Genomic DNA, 13,957 nt, shown 5'->3' with positions numbered 1-13,957 from the left:
GGCAGCGCAGCCGGCTTGGGGTTAAGATTTTCACCCCAAATTTACCCTCTGTCCGGCTTAGTAAGCTCTGCTGATATCCTCTGGGGATTCGACGTTTCCTGCCATGCCAAAAATCCTGCTCGCCGAAGACGACAACGACATGCGCCGTTTCCTGGTCAAGGCGCTGGAAAACGCCGGTTTTCAGGTCTCGTCCCACGACAACGGCATGGCCGCCTATCAGCGGTTGCGGGAAGAGCCGTTCGAGATGCTGCTCACCGACATCGTGATGCCGGAGATGGACGGCATCGAGCTCGCCCGCCGGGCCTCGGAACTCGACCCCGACATCAAGATCATGTTCATCACCGGCTTCGCCGCGGTCGCCCTGAACTCGGATTCGGACGCCCCCAAGAACGCCAAGGTGCTGTCCAAGCCCGTGCATCTGCGCGAATTGGTCAGCGAAGTGAACAAGATGCTGGCGGCCTAAATCGGCCCCGTTCCGTCCTTGCGCAGGGTCCCCTCGTCCGTTATAGGGACCCCACCCGACGTAAGTGGACTATTAGGGCACGTAGCTCAGCGGGAGAGCACTACCTTGACATGGTAGGGGTCACAGGTTCGATCCCTGTCGTGCCCACCATCCTTCGCTCGCGAAGCGAGAAAAGGATGCCGCGCCGAAGGGCGCAGGCGGGCTGCCGCCGCGAGCTACGGCTCGGCAAGCCACGATCTCAATGCGAAGCGTGTCCGGCGTAGCTCGAAGAGCGGAGACGGACTGGGGCGTCTTGCTCGGTTTCGCTGGACAGCCCGTAGCCCGGATGGAGCGAAGCGCAATCCGGGTTGCCCCTGCAGAGGCCCATCCCGGCCATCACTTCAGTTCCGTGTTCGCCACCGGCAGGATGGAGGCGACGTGCCAGCCGGTCGCATCCTGAACGTAGGTCTGGCTGATCAGAAACGTATTTTGTTGCGACGGCTTGCTCGGAAGGCCGCGTGTGAAAACGATTGGAACGAGAATCTGCATCACCTCGTTCGAGATCACCGCAACGTGGAATTTCGACATGTCGGGTTCGAGGTGCCAGGTGCCCTCGTAATAGGCCTTGAAGCGGGTGGCGACCGCATCGCGGCCTCGCGTCTCGATGCCTCTCGCAAACAACAGCGTGCCGGGCGAATTCCAGAGCATCACCTTCACATCGTCCGCATCATGCGCATTCTGCGCGGCGATGAATTTCTCGAAGATGGCTCGTGCCTCGGCGTCATTTGCGGCAGCTTGCGCCCCTCCTGCTGACCAGAACGTTGCGGCGAGCACCAGCGCTGCGGTCGCTGCCGCAGCACGACGGCATCGCCCAGATGGCCGCGGCCTGATGGAGCCTCGAGACATCTCGGAAGGGGGCATGGTTACCTCTCGTTTTGAATGATAGCCGTAATATCATCGATCGCCTCGCCGACCTTTCAGGATCGCGCGATCCGCGGTCGCCGCTGCATCACGTCTTCGTTGCCCACGCCTTGGTGGATTGCCGCAGGGATTTAGCCTGCCCCGCGCGGTCGGGGGCTGCCCCCTGGAACAGGCCGGTGCTGCCGCGCATTGATCCGCCATGTCCAAGACCCGCGGAAAAAGGTTTGCCGTCGGCGACCACGTCAGCTGGAATTCCGAGGCCGGCCGGGTGCGCGGCCATATCCAGCGCGTGCACACCGCCGACGTCGATTACAAGGGCTACGTCCATCACGCCACGCCCGACGATCCGCAGTACGAGATCAGGAGCGACAAGACCGATCACGTCGCCCTGCACAAGGGCCGGGCGTTGCGGTCGTTGAAAAGCTGACGGCCGGCGAGCCGAGCGGTCGAGGTCTCACCATGGCTCATCCGTTCTTCACCATCGGCCACGCCACACGTTCGATCGAGGAATTCCTCGAATTGTTGCATCACAGCGCGGTCACCTTCGTGGTTGACGTTCGGACCGTGCCCCGCTCCCGTACCAACCCGCAGTACAATCGCGAGACCCTGCCGCAATCGCTCGCGGCTGCTTCGATCGGCTACGAGCACATTGCCTCGCTCGGCGGCCTGCGCAGCCGCAAGCGCGAGGTGCCGCGTGAGACCAATGCCTTCTGGCAGAACGGCAGCTTTCACAATTACGCCGACCACGCGATGGGCGCGGCCTTTCACGAAGGGCTCGCACATCTGCGCGCCGTCGGGCAGATGGAGCGCTGCGCCATCATGTGCGCGGAGACATTGTGGTGGCGATGTCACCGTAGGATCATCACCGACTACCTGCTCGCCGCCGGCGAGACGGTGTTCCACATTCTCGGTCCCGGGCAGGTCAAACCGGCCGAAATGAACCCGGCGGCGCGGGGCGTGGCTGACGGCCGCCTAGCCTACCCAGCCGAGAGTTAGCCAATCCTCGCCGCGGAGATTATGCTTGCGCTCCATCCTGGCTGCGATGTGGCCTTCCGACGCGAGCCCGCCCATGAGCATATCCGTCATCGAGCAAGCAAAAATCCAGGCCCAGGTGCTGGTGCCGCTGGTCAAGGCGCTCCAGGCCGAGCTCGGCGAGGCGCGCGCCAACGCGCTGGTGCGCAAGGCGCTCGGCGATCTCTATCGCGGCTTCGGCGAGGAATTCTGGAAGGCCAAGAACGGGGGCGAGAGCGAAGCCGATCTTGGCAAGGCTGTATCGTCTGCCTTCAAGACCTACTCCCGCGATGACGCGCTCGCCTATGACGTCATCGAGCAGTCGCATGATGCCTTTGCCTTCGACGTCAGGCGCTGCGCCTATGCCGAATTCTATAAAGCGCTCGGCGAACCGGAGCTCGGCTTCCTCCTGATCTGCACGGCCGATTTTGCGACCGCGGAAGGCTTTGGTCCCGACATCAAGCTCACGCGGACGCAGACGATCATGCAAGGCGCGTCCCATTGCGACTTCCGCTATCGGCGCGATGGCGGCGAGGGCCGGTGAGGGAGCGCCTCCTCTCACGTCCCGCCGTCTTTTGCTCCCAGCAGCACATCCTTCAACCCGGTCGGATAAAGGCTCGGTCCGTCGTCCACATCGAGATCGGCAAGGTTGAACCAGCGCGCGACGATCGGCTCTCCATTGTCCTCGAGGAAGTCGATGCGGTCCTCACCGGCGAAGGCGCCGTCAGGAAACTCCACCTCGCAGATGAACATCACCTCGTGCCCGGTCGATCCCTCGTGCACAAAAATGTTCTCCAGCACCAACGGCTCGCTTGTGATGGTGACGTCGATGCCGAGCTCCTCGTTGAGCTCGCGCATCAGCGCAGCGCGCCAGCTCTCGCCGAACTCGATCTCGCCGCCGAGCGGGCGTACGCCCTTGATCCGCCCGGCATCGTCGCGAATTTCGGCCGCCAGCAGGCGCCCGTCCCGCCAGTGCAGGCCGATCGCGACGACGCGGATGTGGGGATGAGGGCGCCAAATGGTCATGACGGATCGTTATCGCGCGCGCCGCCTCCGTGCAATGCACGAAGGTCAGGTCTTCACGCCAGGCCTGATCAGCTTCGCAGGCTTGATCCATGATTCGCGGCCTGTCATTGTCCGGTCATCCGCCACGGCGAGCTGGTGCGATCGAGCTATCGCGTGCGACGAAATGCGTCGCTCCGCCGGATGTGAAGAGAAGGCAGGCTATTGAGATGAGCAGCGTGAATAAGCCCGGCGGCAACTACTTGCCGGTGATCATCCATGGCGGGCTCGCCTATGTCAGTGGCCAGCTGCCGCGTCGCGGCGAAGACCTGCTGTATGTGGGCAAGGTCGGAGCAGGCGTCGATATCGCGGCCGCACAGGAAGCTGCTGCCCTTTGCGCTGATCTCTGCATCTCCGCCATCAATCACGCCACAGGCGGAGAGGACCGGATCGTCCAGGTCCTGCAGCTCGTTGGATACGTCGCTTCAGCGCCTGGATTTACCCAGCAGTCGCAAGTCATGAACGGTGCCTCCGACCGGCTGATCGAACGCCTCGGCGAGCGCGGTCGTCATACGCGGACGTCCGTCGGCGTCGCCGAGTTGCCGCGAGGGGCGCCGGTCGAGCTGAACATGATTGCCGCTGTTCGGTCATAGCGGGCAGCGTTATCTGACGAGATATTTGGCAATCGCCGCCTCGTCCCACGCGATCCCGTTGCCGGGCTCCTCGCTCGGCAGCGCAAAGCCGTCCTTGATATCGAGCCGCGTCGACAGCACAGCGTCGGCCCAGTCGACATATTCCAGCCAGTGCGCCGTCGGCGTCACGCAGAGCAGATGCGCGCTCACTTCGGAGAACAGATGCGAGGACATCTCGATGCCGGCGGCATGCGCGAGCGACGCGGCGCGCAGCCATCCGGTCACGCCGCCGATCCGTTGCACGTCGGGCATCACGTAATCGCAGGCTTCCGCGGAAAGCGCCGCCTGCATCGAGAAGGCGCTGTCAAAATTCTCGCCGATCTGGACCGGCGTATGCAGTGCGTCGGCGATGCGGGCGCAGCCGGCATAATCGTCGTGGCGGATCGGCTCCTCGATCCAGCTCAAGCCCTCGTCGTCGAGCATCTCGCCGCGTTGGATGGCGTCGGTCACCGTCAGTGCCTGGTTGTAGTCGCACATCAGCGTCACCTCGTCGCCGACGGCCTTTCTCACCGCGCGGACGACGGCGAGATCCTCCCGCGCATCAGGCCGGCCGACGCGGATCTTGGCGGCCTGAAACCCCTCGGCCAGCAGCTTGTGCGCCTCCTCGACCGCGGCGCCCGCCGGCATGATGCCGAGCCCCTTCGAATTGTACGCCCTGACCGGCTTCGGCGCGCCGCCGAGCAGCCGTGCCAGCGGCAGGCCTCTGCTGCGGGCAAGCGCATCCCACGCCGCCATGTCGATGCCGGATTGCGCCAGCCGCTGCAGGCCGGCGAGGCCAAGCAGGGTGAAGCGCTGGGTCAGCTTGCGCTCGATCTCGAACGGCAGCAGCTCGTCGCCGGCAAGCAGGTCTGACATTTCCGTGACCATCGCCGTCAGCGGCTTCAATGCCGACGGTGTGATCGAGAACAGATAGGCGTGCCCGCGGGCGCCCTGGTCGGTCTCGCAGTCGATCAGCACCAGCGGGGCTTTGGCGACAGCGCCGGTCGAGGTCTGCAGCGGCAGGTTCATCGGCACGATCACGGGCCGCGCATGGAAGCGCTTGATGCGAATGGTCTCGGTCATGAGTCTCTCCAGGCGGGGGCGGAACGATCAGGCTACTTTTGCTGCAAGGCCATGCGAACGCCAAGACCCAGGTAGATCGCCCCGATGACGCGGCCCTGCCAGCGGCCGATGCTGCGATGACGGGTGAGCCAGCCAGCGACTTGCCCGGCAACAAGAGCGATCAACGCGGTGTAGATCGCGCTCATGATGACGAAGATGAGGCCAAGAATTGCAAGCTGGGCAACGACGGAGCCCTTCTCGGAATGTACGAACTGTGGGAGAAAGGCCAGGAAGAAGAGCGCCGTCTTCGGGTTGAGCAGTTCGGCCAGCACCGCCTGCCGGAAGGCGAGCGACGCGTCGACCAAACGCGACTGCGCCAACTTGATATCCTCGCCTCTTTCCATAAGCGCGCGGATGCCGAGATATATGAGGTAGGCAGCGCCGGCGTACTTCACCAGGCTGAAGGCGAGGGCCGAGGTCATCAGCACCGCCGACAATCCGAGCGTAGCCATCGCGGTGTGAAGCAGGTCTCCAGTAGCGATGCCAAGACCGGTGGCAATTCCGACGCGATGCCCGCCCACAGACGCGCGCCCGAGCACCAAGAGCACCGCGGGACCCGGAATGAGAAAGAGGCCGAGAACCACCGCGATATAGGTCAGCAACGTGTCGAACTGGATCATGGTGAGTTCCGGTCTGATTGTCAGGAGCTAGAACCAGCCAGACCCGGTCTCTCAATGCAAGCCCTCGATGCGGCATAGGCTCCTGGTTCTCAGAGCTGTCTCCATCAGCCGCGAGGTGATTCCCTATTCGGTCGACGCGCTGAGCGATGCGGCGGCCGAGCGAAGCGGTGTCATCACCGAGCGCGCGCCGGGCCTGGAGCTCTATCTCGATCCCGCGGTGGTGAAATCCGGCGATGCGGCGCGCGCTGCTGGAAAACGCACTGGCTTCGCTCAAGCCCGCGTGAGGGCTGCTGTTCTGAGAGAGCTTCCGTGGGGCATGCTCTCTTACCCTCCAGGGGAGGGTAAGCGTGCGCTTCCCGCAACGAGAGAGGAAGGAGGCCCACCAAAAGGTCTACGTGGGCCTCACCTCGCCGCCCCCTCCGTGAACGCCGTCTCGATCACCTCACCAAAAGGCTGCCACGACCGCCCGTCGAACTGCACCAGCCGCATCTGCTTGATCGGCAGATAGTTGTTCGGCGAGGTATTCATCCTGATGTTGGGCAGCGCGACGGAAGGGTTGTAACCCCTCAGCGAAGCCGCCTGACGCATGATGTTCTCGCGTGACAGGTCGTCGCCGCATTGCTTCAGCACCTGCGTCAACGCCTCGGCCGCGGCGTAGCCGAAGACCGCGGCGCTGTTGTTGGTGCTTTCGACTTGATGGTATTTGTCCATGAAGGCGAACCATTCCTTCATGGCAGGATCGTCTTTCCAGGCGGGGTCGCTGGGGTCCTTCAGGAAGGCCGCCGAGATCACGCCGGCCGAATTCTCCAGGCCTGCGGGCGCCATCGCATTGGCGATCGAGGCGGAAGTATCGTTGACGATGAAGACCGGACGCCAGTTGAGCGAAGCCGCGAGCCTGATCACCTTGGATGCCGTCGACGGTACGCCTAGAAAGACGAAGATATCGGCGCCGGCGCGCTTGAGGATCGAGACGTGCCCGTCGAGGTGCTCGTCACCGATGTCAAAGGCGATGTCGACGAGGACATGGCGGTTTAGATCGCCAAGTCCGTCCTGGATTCCCTTGTAGAGCATGCGTCCGAACTGGTCGTTCTGCCAGAGCACGACGATCTTCTTCCTGGGATAATAGGCCTGAATGTAGTTGGCGTAGATGCGCCCCTCCGACCGGATCGACGGCTGCCAGCCCATGGTCCAGGGGAAAGCCCTGGCCTGGCTCAGCTCCTCGTCGCCGGAGGCGACGAAAAGCTGCGGCACCTTCTTCTCGTTCAGATACCAGCGCGTGGCGAGATTGCCGGGCGTGCCGAACGACCCGAACATCAGGTGCACGTCGTCCTTCTCGACCAGATTGCGCGTCAGCTCCAGCGCGGTCGACGGATCGGAATTGTCGTCGCGCGTGATGAAGCGGATCTTGCGGCCATTGATGCCGCCGCGCGCGTTGACCATGTCGAAATAGGCGGCCTCCGCCTGACCGATCGCGCCGAATTCAGAGAGCGCTCCCGAATACGGCATGACATTGCCGACGCGGATTTCCTTGTCGCTTGTGGGTTGGTCCGCGCGTTGCTCGGACATCGCGCCAAGCGACGCGAGTGCGGCGATCAAAACGAACAGCAGTCTGCCGGTGACGCGCATGCTCGACACCTTGTCGTTGGCCCCCAACGAGGTCGGCTCAGTCCGCACCAAGGCGAGTTGATCTAGATCAGGCGTTTGGCAATCGTGTGGCTTGGCAGCCCGCTTCAATACAGCGCAGGCCCGTACGAAATGGCAGGCGTACTGACACGCCGCTACGGCAGCCCGCGCGCCTCGAGCTGATGCACCAGCAGCAGGGTCGGCTCGGCGAGGCTGTCGCCGGAGCCATCCAATCCGAAGGCGGAGGCGATGCCGTCGCGGCTGCGCAGCAGCGCGCTGCGCGGACAATGGCCGGCGCCGCAGAGCGTCTTCTTCAGGGTCTCGCCCTGCGTCACGAGGCCAGGGGAATCGTCCGCGGCCCAGGCCAGCACGATCGGCACATCGACATTGAGGATGCCGGGGAATACCGAGCGCGCGTTGTACTGGCTGGCGTCGCCGCCGAGATAGGCCTTCTCGCTGTCGCTGGCGTCCTTGCCGGCACGGTAGATGCCGGATACCAGCACGACGGCCGCGACATCGGCACGGTCGGCCTGGAGGTCGGGATGCGCCAGCAGGGTTGCGACATGGAACGCGCCGGCGCCGTAGCCGACCGCGACGATCTCGCGGGCGTCGCCGTTGAACAGGTCGATATTGCCGTGAACCCAGGACAGCGCCGCCGCCACGTCGGTCGCTCCCATCGGCCAGGTCGCTGCGGGGGCCAGGCGATAATTGACGCGCACCCCGATCATGTCATTGCGGGCGGCAAAGCACATGGCCTGGTCCTGGATCTGGCGCGACAGCTCGGGGGCGGCGCGGTCACCGGTGAAACTGTCGCCGGTCACGAACAGCAGCACCGGCCGCGGCGTATCCGCCTTGGTCGTGCTGGCGGCGACGTCGAGCACGTTGGCCTCGCTCTCGCCGTAGCGCAGGCCCCGCGAGAAGGTGACCTGCTCGCACAGCCGCGCGGTGCCGCCGGCGGTGGTGTCGGAATCGGTCAGGCCTGTCTGGATGAGGTCGGAGGGCGGCGTCAGCGGCGCCGGCAACGGGCCATGCGCGGATGCTGTCGTGATGGTCAGAAACAGGAAAAAAGCGAGATAATTCTTCATTTGGTGCCGGCCTTTGCGCCCCCCATATTGGTTCGCCGGTTTGGCCTGTCTTTTCAATTCGCCTTATTCGTCCGCCTTGAGGCGATTTCACGGCACCTTTGGTTCGTCCGCCGTTTCAAGGCTTGGCGGCGTTTCAGGCGGCGCTCTTGCGCTTGGCAGCCTTCTTCGTCGTCTTCTTGGCGGACTTCTTCTTTGCAGCCTTCCGGGCGGCGAGATAGGCCTCGACCTTCCTGGAGGAATGGCCGGCCGCGGCGACGGCAGCTTTCAGCTTGGCCGGGGTGATCTTGAATCTCTTCGACCAGTAACGGACCTCATAGGCTTCGCTCAGCGCGATCCGGCTCTTGTCGGAGGCGCGGTGCTTCTGGAGCTTGATATACGCCTCGACCTTCTTGGCGGAACGGCCGACCTTCTTGACGGCGTATTTCAGCTTGGCGGGGGTCACCTTGAACTTCTTCGACCAGTAGGCGACTTCATATTTTTCCGTGAGCGCAATCAGCGCCCGATCGGCCCCGCCGCGCTTTGCCTTGTTGTCGGCCATGCTTCCCTCCTGCCGCGGAATGCGTGCTGCCAATCTAGCATGCAACCGGATTCGGAAGGCAAGACGCAAGCCGTGCGGTGATTGCGCAAGGCGGCGGTTTTGCACCGATGTGTCAAACCCTTGTGCGGCGTGGCCACGCCTCGGGCAGAACGGGCGTTCTACTTTGCATGGGGTTGTTTTCGCATTTTTTGTTTGGCCGGCCGCGTTAGGCCCGCTTCATCGTCCGGAACGTGATGGAGTAACGCCGCGCCTCGACCGGCGGGATACTGTGCTCCCATTGCGAGCGCGCCTCGCCCTCCATCATGTACAGCGAGCGCGACTGGGCCTCGAGCGTATGGCGCTGCCATTTGTCGCCGCTGCGGCGGCGGAAGCGGAATTTGCAGGCCGAGCCGAGCGACAGGCCGAGGATCTTGTCGAAGTGCGGCTTGTCGCGGTGCCAGCCGATGCCGACGCCGGCCTCATACTCGGTGCAGAGCATCTGCCGGACGCTGGCCTCCGGCAGCCCGGCCCAGGCCTCGGCCTGACGCGCGATGGTCAATAGCCAGTCCGGGATCGGCTCCGCCTCGGCGAGCCGCTGCAGCGTGTAGTCATAGCGATAGCCGAACGACGCCACCCGGCGGTTGCCCTCGAACGCCCCGAACTGAAAACGCTCGAGCGGCAATGTTGCGATGCGGCCGATCAAGCCTTGCTCGACGGCGGTTTCGATAAAATTGTCCGCGTAGCGAAGACCGGTAGGGCCTTCGTCAGGGACGGCGAACAAGCCAAGCTGCGTCATGCCTCGCATTTCCGTGATGGAACCTAATGGCGGCTGGTGCGACTTACATATGACGCGGGAAGAAACGTGCGAGGCTGTCATGGCACACAAGCATACCGCCGATCCGGCAGAGATCATGCGGGCGACCGGTCATCCTGAGCTGGAATATGCCGCTGGCTGGACCATCGCTGGTCTCGTCACCATCGGCACAATCGTCGCGGCGTGGGTGTTTGCGATCTAGGGCATGATCCGGAAAAGTGTGAAGCGGTTTTCCGAACAGATCATGCCCAAATAAAAGCTGAGGGGCGATGACCTCATCGCGCCTCAGGCGACAGGGAATTGTAGCTCGAAGGCCGCGCCCTCGTCGGTCGGCTTCAGCCTGATCGAGCCGCCATGGCTCGCCATCACCGCCCGCGCGATCGCAAGCCCCATCCCGGTGCCGCCCTGGTCGCGGCGGGTGGTGAAGAAGGCATCAAAAATCCTGTCGCGGTTCGGTGCCGAGATCGGCTCGCCGTCATTGCTCACCGTCAGACGCAGGGTCGTGCGCTCGTCCACAGCATGCAGCCTGATCGTCCCGGCCTTGTGCCGCATCGCGTTGTCGGCGAGATGCGACAGCACGATCAGCGCCTTTTCGCTGGACATGCCGATCGCCCGGTCGAGGCTGCCGCTGGCCTCGATGGAGCTTGCCGGAAACCTGTTCCTGAGATCGGCGATGACGGGTGCAAGCTCCGTGCGCTCGTTCTGCGGCAGGCTCTCGGCGCGCGCCAGATCGCGCAGCCGCTGCGCCATCGCCTCCAACCGCTGAGTGTCGGACAGGATGTTGGCGATGAACGTCTTCTGCTCGGCCGGCGTCAGTCCGTCAGACCTGCCTTGATACGAATCCTGCAGCAGCTCGGCCGCGCCCTTGATCGAGGTCAGCGGCGATTTCAGCTCGTGGGTGAGATGGGCCGAGAATGTCGCGATATAGTCGGAACGTCGCGCCAGCTGCTCGGCCATGCCGAGGAAGCTGTGCGAGAGCTGGGCGAACTCGCGCGTGCCGTAATGCCGGAGCGGCTGGAAGGCCTCGCGGTCGCCGCGGCCGATCCGTGCGGCACGGTCGATCAGCTCGCGCATCGGCAGGGTGATGGTGCGCGAGAACACCAGGCCGATCGCGATCGTGCCGAGGATGACGGCGAGCCCGGCCAGCACGAACTTGGCGCGCTCCTGATAAAGATGGTCGAAGATGTTACTCGGCGTCCGCGTGGTGTAGATCACGCCGGCGACGCGGTTGTTGACGATGACGGGCATCGCCGAGAACACGTGCACGCCGAGGCCGCGGCTGAAGGAATAGATCGGCGGCGGCGGCTTGTCCGGCACGCGGTTGCGCAAGGTGGCGCGGTATTGCCCGTGCAGCGCGTCCGCGACCTCCTCGATATGGGCGAGCGATTGGCCGACCTCCTGCCACCCGGCGATGACGACGCCCTGCGGATCGAGGATGCGGAAGCCCGCCAGCGTTACCTTCTGGGTCTCGCGGATGATCGGCGTCAGCCTTGCGCCGATCTCGACATAGGCCGCCTGCGACGGATGAGACGCGGCTTGCGCATCCGGCCGCCGCCGCAGCAGATCGTTGGCGGTGAGATCGAGCGCGGGGCGGATCGGGGTGACCTGGTCGCCGGGGTCGGGCAGCACGTTCGGCGGCACCTCGGCGCCGAGCGTCAGGCCGCTGTCGAGCCTGGCCGTGACCTCCTGTGCATAGATCGTCGCCAGCACGCGGCTTTGCGCGATCAGCTCGGCCTGGGTCTGGCGGATTAACTGGTTGTCATAGAGGCGGAAGAAGAACAGGCCGACCAGCGGCAGCACGCCTACGGTGGTCAGCACCGTGAAGATCACGAGGGCCAGCGACGGCCGCCATTTGTCGGGCGCCGCGCTCATGCCGCTTTCTCGCAGCGGCCGAGCTTGAAGCCGACGCCGTGGATGGTCTCGATCACGTTGTCGCAGGCCAGCGCGGCGAGCTTGGCTCGGATGTTGCGGATGTGGCTGTCGATGGTGCGGTCGGAGACCTGGATGTTGAGCTGATAGGCCGCCCGCATCAGCTGCTCGCGGTTGAACACCGAGGTCGGTCGGGTCAGGAACGCACGCAGGATGCCGAACTCGATCGCGGTCAGCTTCAGCGGCGTGCCGGCAAAGGTCGCGACATGCTGCTCGGGATCGATCAGCAGGCCGCCTTGCGACAGCGCGGTGGGACCCGCCTTGATCTCGCCGTTGCGCGGACTGAGCCGGCGCAGGATCACGTTGACCCGCGCCACCAGCTCGCGCGGGCTGAACGGCTTCGTCACGTAGTCGTCGCCGCCGATCTCGAGGCCGAGGATGCGGTCGATCTCCTCGTCGCGCGCCGACAGGAACAGGATCGGCACGTCGGACGTCTTGCGGATCTCGCGGCAGACATCGAGGCCGTCGAACTCGGGCATACCGATGTCGAGCACGATCAGATCGGGCCTGTCGGCGGCAAAGCGGCTGAGCGCCTCCTTGCCGTCGCGGGCCTCGATCACGTCCATGCCGGCCTTCTTCAGCGCAACGCGGATGACCTCGCGGATATGGCCTTCGTCGTCGACGATGAGAATGCGATGCGCCAAGAAAGTCTCCGCTCACCCTGCCGGCCGGCTGCCGGTCTGATCTTTCGCCTGCGCGTCCAGCCTGCGCTGCAGTCGCCAGCTCCGAAAGCCCCAGCTCCGCCAGGCCAGATCCTGACGCTGCTGTTCTACAAGGCGGTCGCGTCGCGACACAAGACAGCTCTCGCTGGCGCCGGGCCGAAGTGCGATGGCCCTGTCGATGGCGGGGAGTGCCTGCGGTCCGAGCGTCAGGAGATAGTCGATGTCGATCTGCACGCCGTTGCCCGATGCTTCCCGGCTGTGGCTGACATTGTAGTCGGCAATGAAGGCATCGAAGTTCACGAGTGAGCAGCCATAGAGCACGATCGCGAGCGCGATCAGATTGACGCCCACGAGCCATTGGTTGGACCGGTTGAGGGCGATGCGGGTCACGATCAGGACCAGTCCGAGCGCGACCAGCCCCATCCAGATGAAGGCCGCGATCCGCCAGTAGGTCAGCATGTAGATGTCGACGTAGAGGTTGAGGCGAAGGATGGAGGAGGCGACGAGAAGCACGTTTTGCCCGACCCAGAGATAGACCAGCGGGCGGATCACTGGCGATTTCTCAGCCGGCCCGCCCGGGCGCATCGCAACAAGCACGAAAGCCGCCGCGAGCAGGGCGGTCACGATCAGCGGATAGGCGCCGCGATGCGCATAGCCCGCATAGGTCAGATTGTCCGGCAGCGCCATATGGCCCCAGAGATAGATGCCGTCGAGAATGGACTGCGCCGCGAACAGCAGGTTGAACAGGATCAACGAGCGCAGGATGGTGGAGGGGCCAAGAAACTCCGCCGAGACCAGCGGCGGGAGCGGCGGCGGCACAGGTCCGTCCGCGACGGCGGTGGCGACTATGGATTTGCGCCGCCAGCGCACATGGATGAACGGCCAGACCAACGCCAGCATCAAGGCCCAGAACAGTGCGCGCGGGATGCTGATATATTGGAGGATGAGTTTCGGATTGAGCAGGGACACCCATTGCTCGATCACCGGATTGGCCGCGGCGAACAGCGCGACGAAGACCGTGCTGAGTGCTGCCGGGAGCAGCCAGCGCGCGATGCCGCGGGTCAGCGCCGACGCGTTGAACCCCTGAGGCGCATCGAGGAAGAACCTGAAGGGGCCGAGCAGGACGAAGTTGCGTAGCGCGCGGACGCGGTCGGCGAGCCCGGTCGTCTCCGGATTGGTCGCCAGCAGCAGGGCGATAAGCAGAGCCGCGCCGAGGATCAGCAACGAGATCGCGTTGAGCTCCTCGACGGCCGGTGCGAGGCCGGCGATGAGAATGGCTGTGGCGATCAGGGCGCGCCGCAGGTTCAGGGCCGCGTGATTGAAGAGCACCGACACGCAAGCCGTGGCGACGGCAAAGAGGGCCAGCGATAGGCCGATCCGGTGGCCATAGAACAGCCAGTCCGCCAGTGCGGCCAGCACCAGCGCGAGGCCGAGCTTGGCCGGAATGGAGGAATGCCTGAGCGGCTGGAGGTCCGCTGCTATCGTCGAAGCCAGGCTCGTCATGTCCAGAAGACCTTTCGTGATGGGTGGCATCACGA

Annotated in this window: 17 protein-coding genes and 1 tRNA gene; 7 read left to right on the top strand and 11 right to left on the bottom strand. The window is 64.4% G+C overall.

The annotated features are described in order from the left end of the window. The first annotated feature begins 103 nt into the window (after positions 1-103). On the top strand, positions 104-463 hold the full coding sequence (cpdR, locus tag GGD61_RS06805) for a cell cycle two-component system response regulator CpdR (protein WP_007597092.1): 360 nt from the start codon (positions 104-106) through the stop codon (positions 461-463). Positions 464-538: 75 nt separating this feature from the next. After that, a tRNA-Val gene (locus GGD61_RS06800) sits at positions 539-613 on the top strand. Between the two features lie 225 nt (positions 614-838). Here the strand turns inward: GGD61_RS06800 and GGD61_RS06795 are convergent. After that, a complete protein-coding gene (locus GGD61_RS06795) occupies positions 839-1,363 on the bottom strand; it encodes a DUF4440 domain-containing protein (protein WP_092255471.1) in 525 nt (174 codons plus the stop codon). A gap of 199 nt (positions 1,364-1,562) precedes the next feature. On the opposite strand from GGD61_RS06795, the gene GGD61_RS06790 reads away from it, so the two are divergent. The 3 genes from GGD61_RS06790 (at position 1,563) to GGD61_RS06780 (ending at position 2,918) form a co-directional block, all read left to right on the top strand. After that, positions 1,563-1,790, top strand: coding sequence for a DUF2945 domain-containing protein (locus tag GGD61_RS06790; RefSeq protein ID WP_183230448.1), 228 nt, complete (start codon positions 1,563-1,565; stop codon positions 1,788-1,790). Between the two features lie 32 nt (positions 1,791-1,822). Then, complete coding sequence (locus GGD61_RS06785; RefSeq protein ID WP_092255465.1) at positions 1,823-2,359, top strand: DUF488 family protein; 537 nt, start codon at positions 1,823-1,825, stop codon at positions 2,357-2,359. 73 nt (positions 2,360-2,432) lie between these two features. After that, positions 2,433-2,918, top strand: a complete 486-nt coding sequence (locus tag GGD61_RS06780) for an L-2-amino-thiazoline-4-carboxylic acid hydrolase (RefSeq protein WP_183230447.1) — start codon at positions 2,433-2,435, stop codon at positions 2,916-2,918. A 14-nt stretch (positions 2,919-2,932) separates the two neighbouring features. Here GGD61_RS06780 and GGD61_RS06775 read toward each other — a convergent pair whose 3' ends face one another. Beyond that, positions 2,933-3,400 carry an NUDIX hydrolase gene (locus GGD61_RS06775; protein ID WP_092255463.1) on the bottom strand — a complete coding sequence of 156 codons (468 nt, stop codon included), beginning with the start codon at positions 3,398-3,400 and terminating at the stop codon, positions 2,933-2,935. Between the two features lie 89 nt (positions 3,401-3,489). Here GGD61_RS06775 and GGD61_RS06770 point away from each other — a divergent pair, with 89 nt between their 5' ends. Beyond that, entirely contained in the window at positions 3,490-4,029 is a 540-nt protein-coding gene (locus tag GGD61_RS06770) for a RidA family protein (protein ID WP_244550645.1), read from the top strand. A gap of 9 nt (positions 4,030-4,038) precedes the next feature. Here GGD61_RS06770 and GGD61_RS06765 read toward each other — a convergent pair whose 3' ends face one another. From GGD61_RS06765 to GGD61_RS06740, 6 genes are all read right to left on the bottom strand, one after another. Next, positions 4,039-5,130 (bottom strand): enolase C-terminal domain-like protein, encoded by a 1,092-nt coding sequence (locus GGD61_RS06765; protein WP_092255460.1) that lies wholly within the window; start codon positions 5,128-5,130, stop codon positions 4,039-4,041. 32 nt (positions 5,131-5,162) lie between these two features. Next, positions 5,163-5,789, bottom strand: a complete 627-nt coding sequence (locus tag GGD61_RS06760; protein ID WP_018316147.1) for a LysE family translocator — start codon at positions 5,787-5,789, stop codon at positions 5,163-5,165. 402 nt (positions 5,790-6,191) lie between these two features. Further along, the gene (locus GGD61_RS06755; RefSeq protein ID WP_177237084.1) at positions 6,192-7,415 is read right to left on the bottom strand and encodes an ABC transporter substrate-binding protein; all 1,224 of its coding nucleotides are present in this window, start codon (positions 7,413-7,415) and stop codon (positions 6,192-6,194) included. Between the two features lie 152 nt (positions 7,416-7,567). After that, positions 7,568-8,497, bottom strand: a complete 930-nt coding sequence (locus GGD61_RS06750) for an alpha/beta hydrolase (protein WP_092255458.1) — start codon at positions 8,495-8,497, stop codon at positions 7,568-7,570. Between the two features lie 133 nt (positions 8,498-8,630). Next, positions 8,631-9,035, bottom strand: a complete 405-nt coding sequence (locus GGD61_RS06745; protein WP_092255454.1) for a DUF3606 domain-containing protein — start codon at positions 9,033-9,035, stop codon at positions 8,631-8,633. Between the two features lie 205 nt (positions 9,036-9,240). Then, complete coding sequence (locus tag GGD61_RS06740) at positions 9,241-9,810, bottom strand: alpha-ketoglutarate-dependent dioxygenase AlkB (protein WP_092255450.1); 570 nt, start codon at positions 9,808-9,810, stop codon at positions 9,241-9,243. 79 nt (positions 9,811-9,889) lie between these two features. On the opposite strand from GGD61_RS06740, the gene GGD61_RS06735 reads away from it, so the two are divergent. After that, entirely contained in the window at positions 9,890-10,030 is a 141-nt protein-coding gene (locus tag GGD61_RS06735; protein WP_018321489.1) for a hypothetical protein, read from the top strand. Between the two features lie 83 nt (positions 10,031-10,113). Here GGD61_RS06735 and GGD61_RS06730 read toward each other — a convergent pair whose 3' ends face one another. Genes GGD61_RS06730 through GGD61_RS06720 form a run of 3 tightly spaced genes read right to left on the bottom strand, consistent with a single transcriptional unit; the run spans position 10,114 to position 13,922 of the window. Next, complete coding sequence (locus GGD61_RS06730) at positions 10,114-11,700, bottom strand: ATP-binding protein (protein WP_183230446.1); 1,587 nt, start codon at positions 11,698-11,700, stop codon at positions 10,114-10,116. Further along, positions 11,697-12,401, bottom strand: coding sequence for a response regulator (locus GGD61_RS06725; RefSeq protein WP_092255443.1), 705 nt, complete (start codon positions 12,399-12,401; stop codon positions 11,697-11,699). Before GGD61_RS06725 ends, GGD61_RS06730 begins: the two co-directional genes overlap by 4 nt. Before the next feature lie 12 nt (positions 12,402-12,413). After that, positions 12,414-13,922, bottom strand: coding sequence for a DUF4173 domain-containing protein (locus GGD61_RS06720; protein ID WP_177237067.1), 1,509 nt, complete (start codon positions 13,920-13,922; stop codon positions 12,414-12,416). Positions 13,923-13,957: the final 35 nt, after the last annotated feature.

Source organism: Bradyrhizobium sp. SBR1B (genome assembly GCF_014198205.1).
Classification (GTDB): Bacteria; Pseudomonadota; Alphaproteobacteria; order Rhizobiales; family Xanthobacteraceae; genus Bradyrhizobium.
The sequence above is the reverse complement of the archived record's forward strand: the minus strand, read 5'-3'. Positions and strand labels throughout refer to the sequence as shown.

Excerpts from the sequence above, each read along its gene's own strand:
- cpdR (WP_007597092.1), top strand. The coding sequence starts at position 104 with ATGCCAAAAATCCTGCTCGCCGAAGACGACAACGACATGCGCCGTTTC.
- GGD61_RS06795 (WP_092255471.1), bottom strand. The coding sequence starts at position 1,363 with ATGCCCCCTTCCGAGATGTCTCGAGGCTCCATCAGGCCGCGGCCATCT.
- GGD61_RS06790 (WP_183230448.1), top strand. The coding sequence starts at position 1,563 with ATGTCCAAGACCCGCGGAAAAAGGTTTGCCGTCGGCGACCACGTCAGC.
- GGD61_RS06785 (WP_092255465.1), top strand. The coding sequence starts at position 1,823 with ATGGCTCATCCGTTCTTCACCATCGGCCACGCCACACGTTCGATCGAG.
- GGD61_RS06780 (WP_183230447.1), top strand. The coding sequence starts at position 2,433 with ATGAGCATATCCGTCATCGAGCAAGCAAAAATCCAGGCCCAGGTGCTG.
- GGD61_RS06775 (WP_092255463.1), bottom strand. The coding sequence starts at position 3,400 with ATGACCATTTGGCGCCCTCATCCCCACATCCGCGTCGTCGCGATCGGC.
- GGD61_RS06770 (WP_244550645.1), top strand. The coding sequence starts at position 3,490 with ATGATTCGCGGCCTGTCATTGTCCGGTCATCCGCCACGGCGAGCTGGT.
- GGD61_RS06765 (WP_092255460.1), bottom strand. The coding sequence starts at position 5,130 with ATGACCGAGACCATTCGCATCAAGCGCTTCCATGCGCGGCCCGTGATC.
- GGD61_RS06760 (WP_018316147.1), bottom strand. The coding sequence starts at position 5,789 with ATGATCCAGTTCGACACGTTGCTGACCTATATCGCGGTGGTTCTCGGC.
- GGD61_RS06755 (WP_177237084.1), bottom strand. The coding sequence starts at position 7,415 with ATGCGCGTCACCGGCAGACTGCTGTTCGTTTTGATCGCCGCACTCGCG.
- GGD61_RS06750 (WP_092255458.1), bottom strand. The coding sequence starts at position 8,497 with ATGAAGAATTATCTCGCTTTTTTCCTGTTTCTGACCATCACGACAGCA.
- GGD61_RS06745 (WP_092255454.1), bottom strand. The coding sequence starts at position 9,035 with ATGGCCGACAACAAGGCAAAGCGCGGCGGGGCCGATCGGGCGCTGATT.
- GGD61_RS06740 (WP_092255450.1), bottom strand. The coding sequence starts at position 9,810 with ATGACGCAGCTTGGCTTGTTCGCCGTCCCTGACGAAGGCCCTACCGGT.
- GGD61_RS06735 (WP_018321489.1), top strand. The coding sequence starts at position 9,890 with ATGGCACACAAGCATACCGCCGATCCGGCAGAGATCATGCGGGCGACC.
- GGD61_RS06730 (WP_183230446.1), bottom strand. The coding sequence starts at position 11,700 with ATGAGCGCGGCGCCCGACAAATGGCGGCCGTCGCTGGCCCTCGTGATC.
- GGD61_RS06720 (WP_177237067.1), bottom strand. The coding sequence starts at position 13,922 with ATGACGAGCCTGGCTTCGACGATAGCAGCGGACCTCCAGCCGCTCAGG.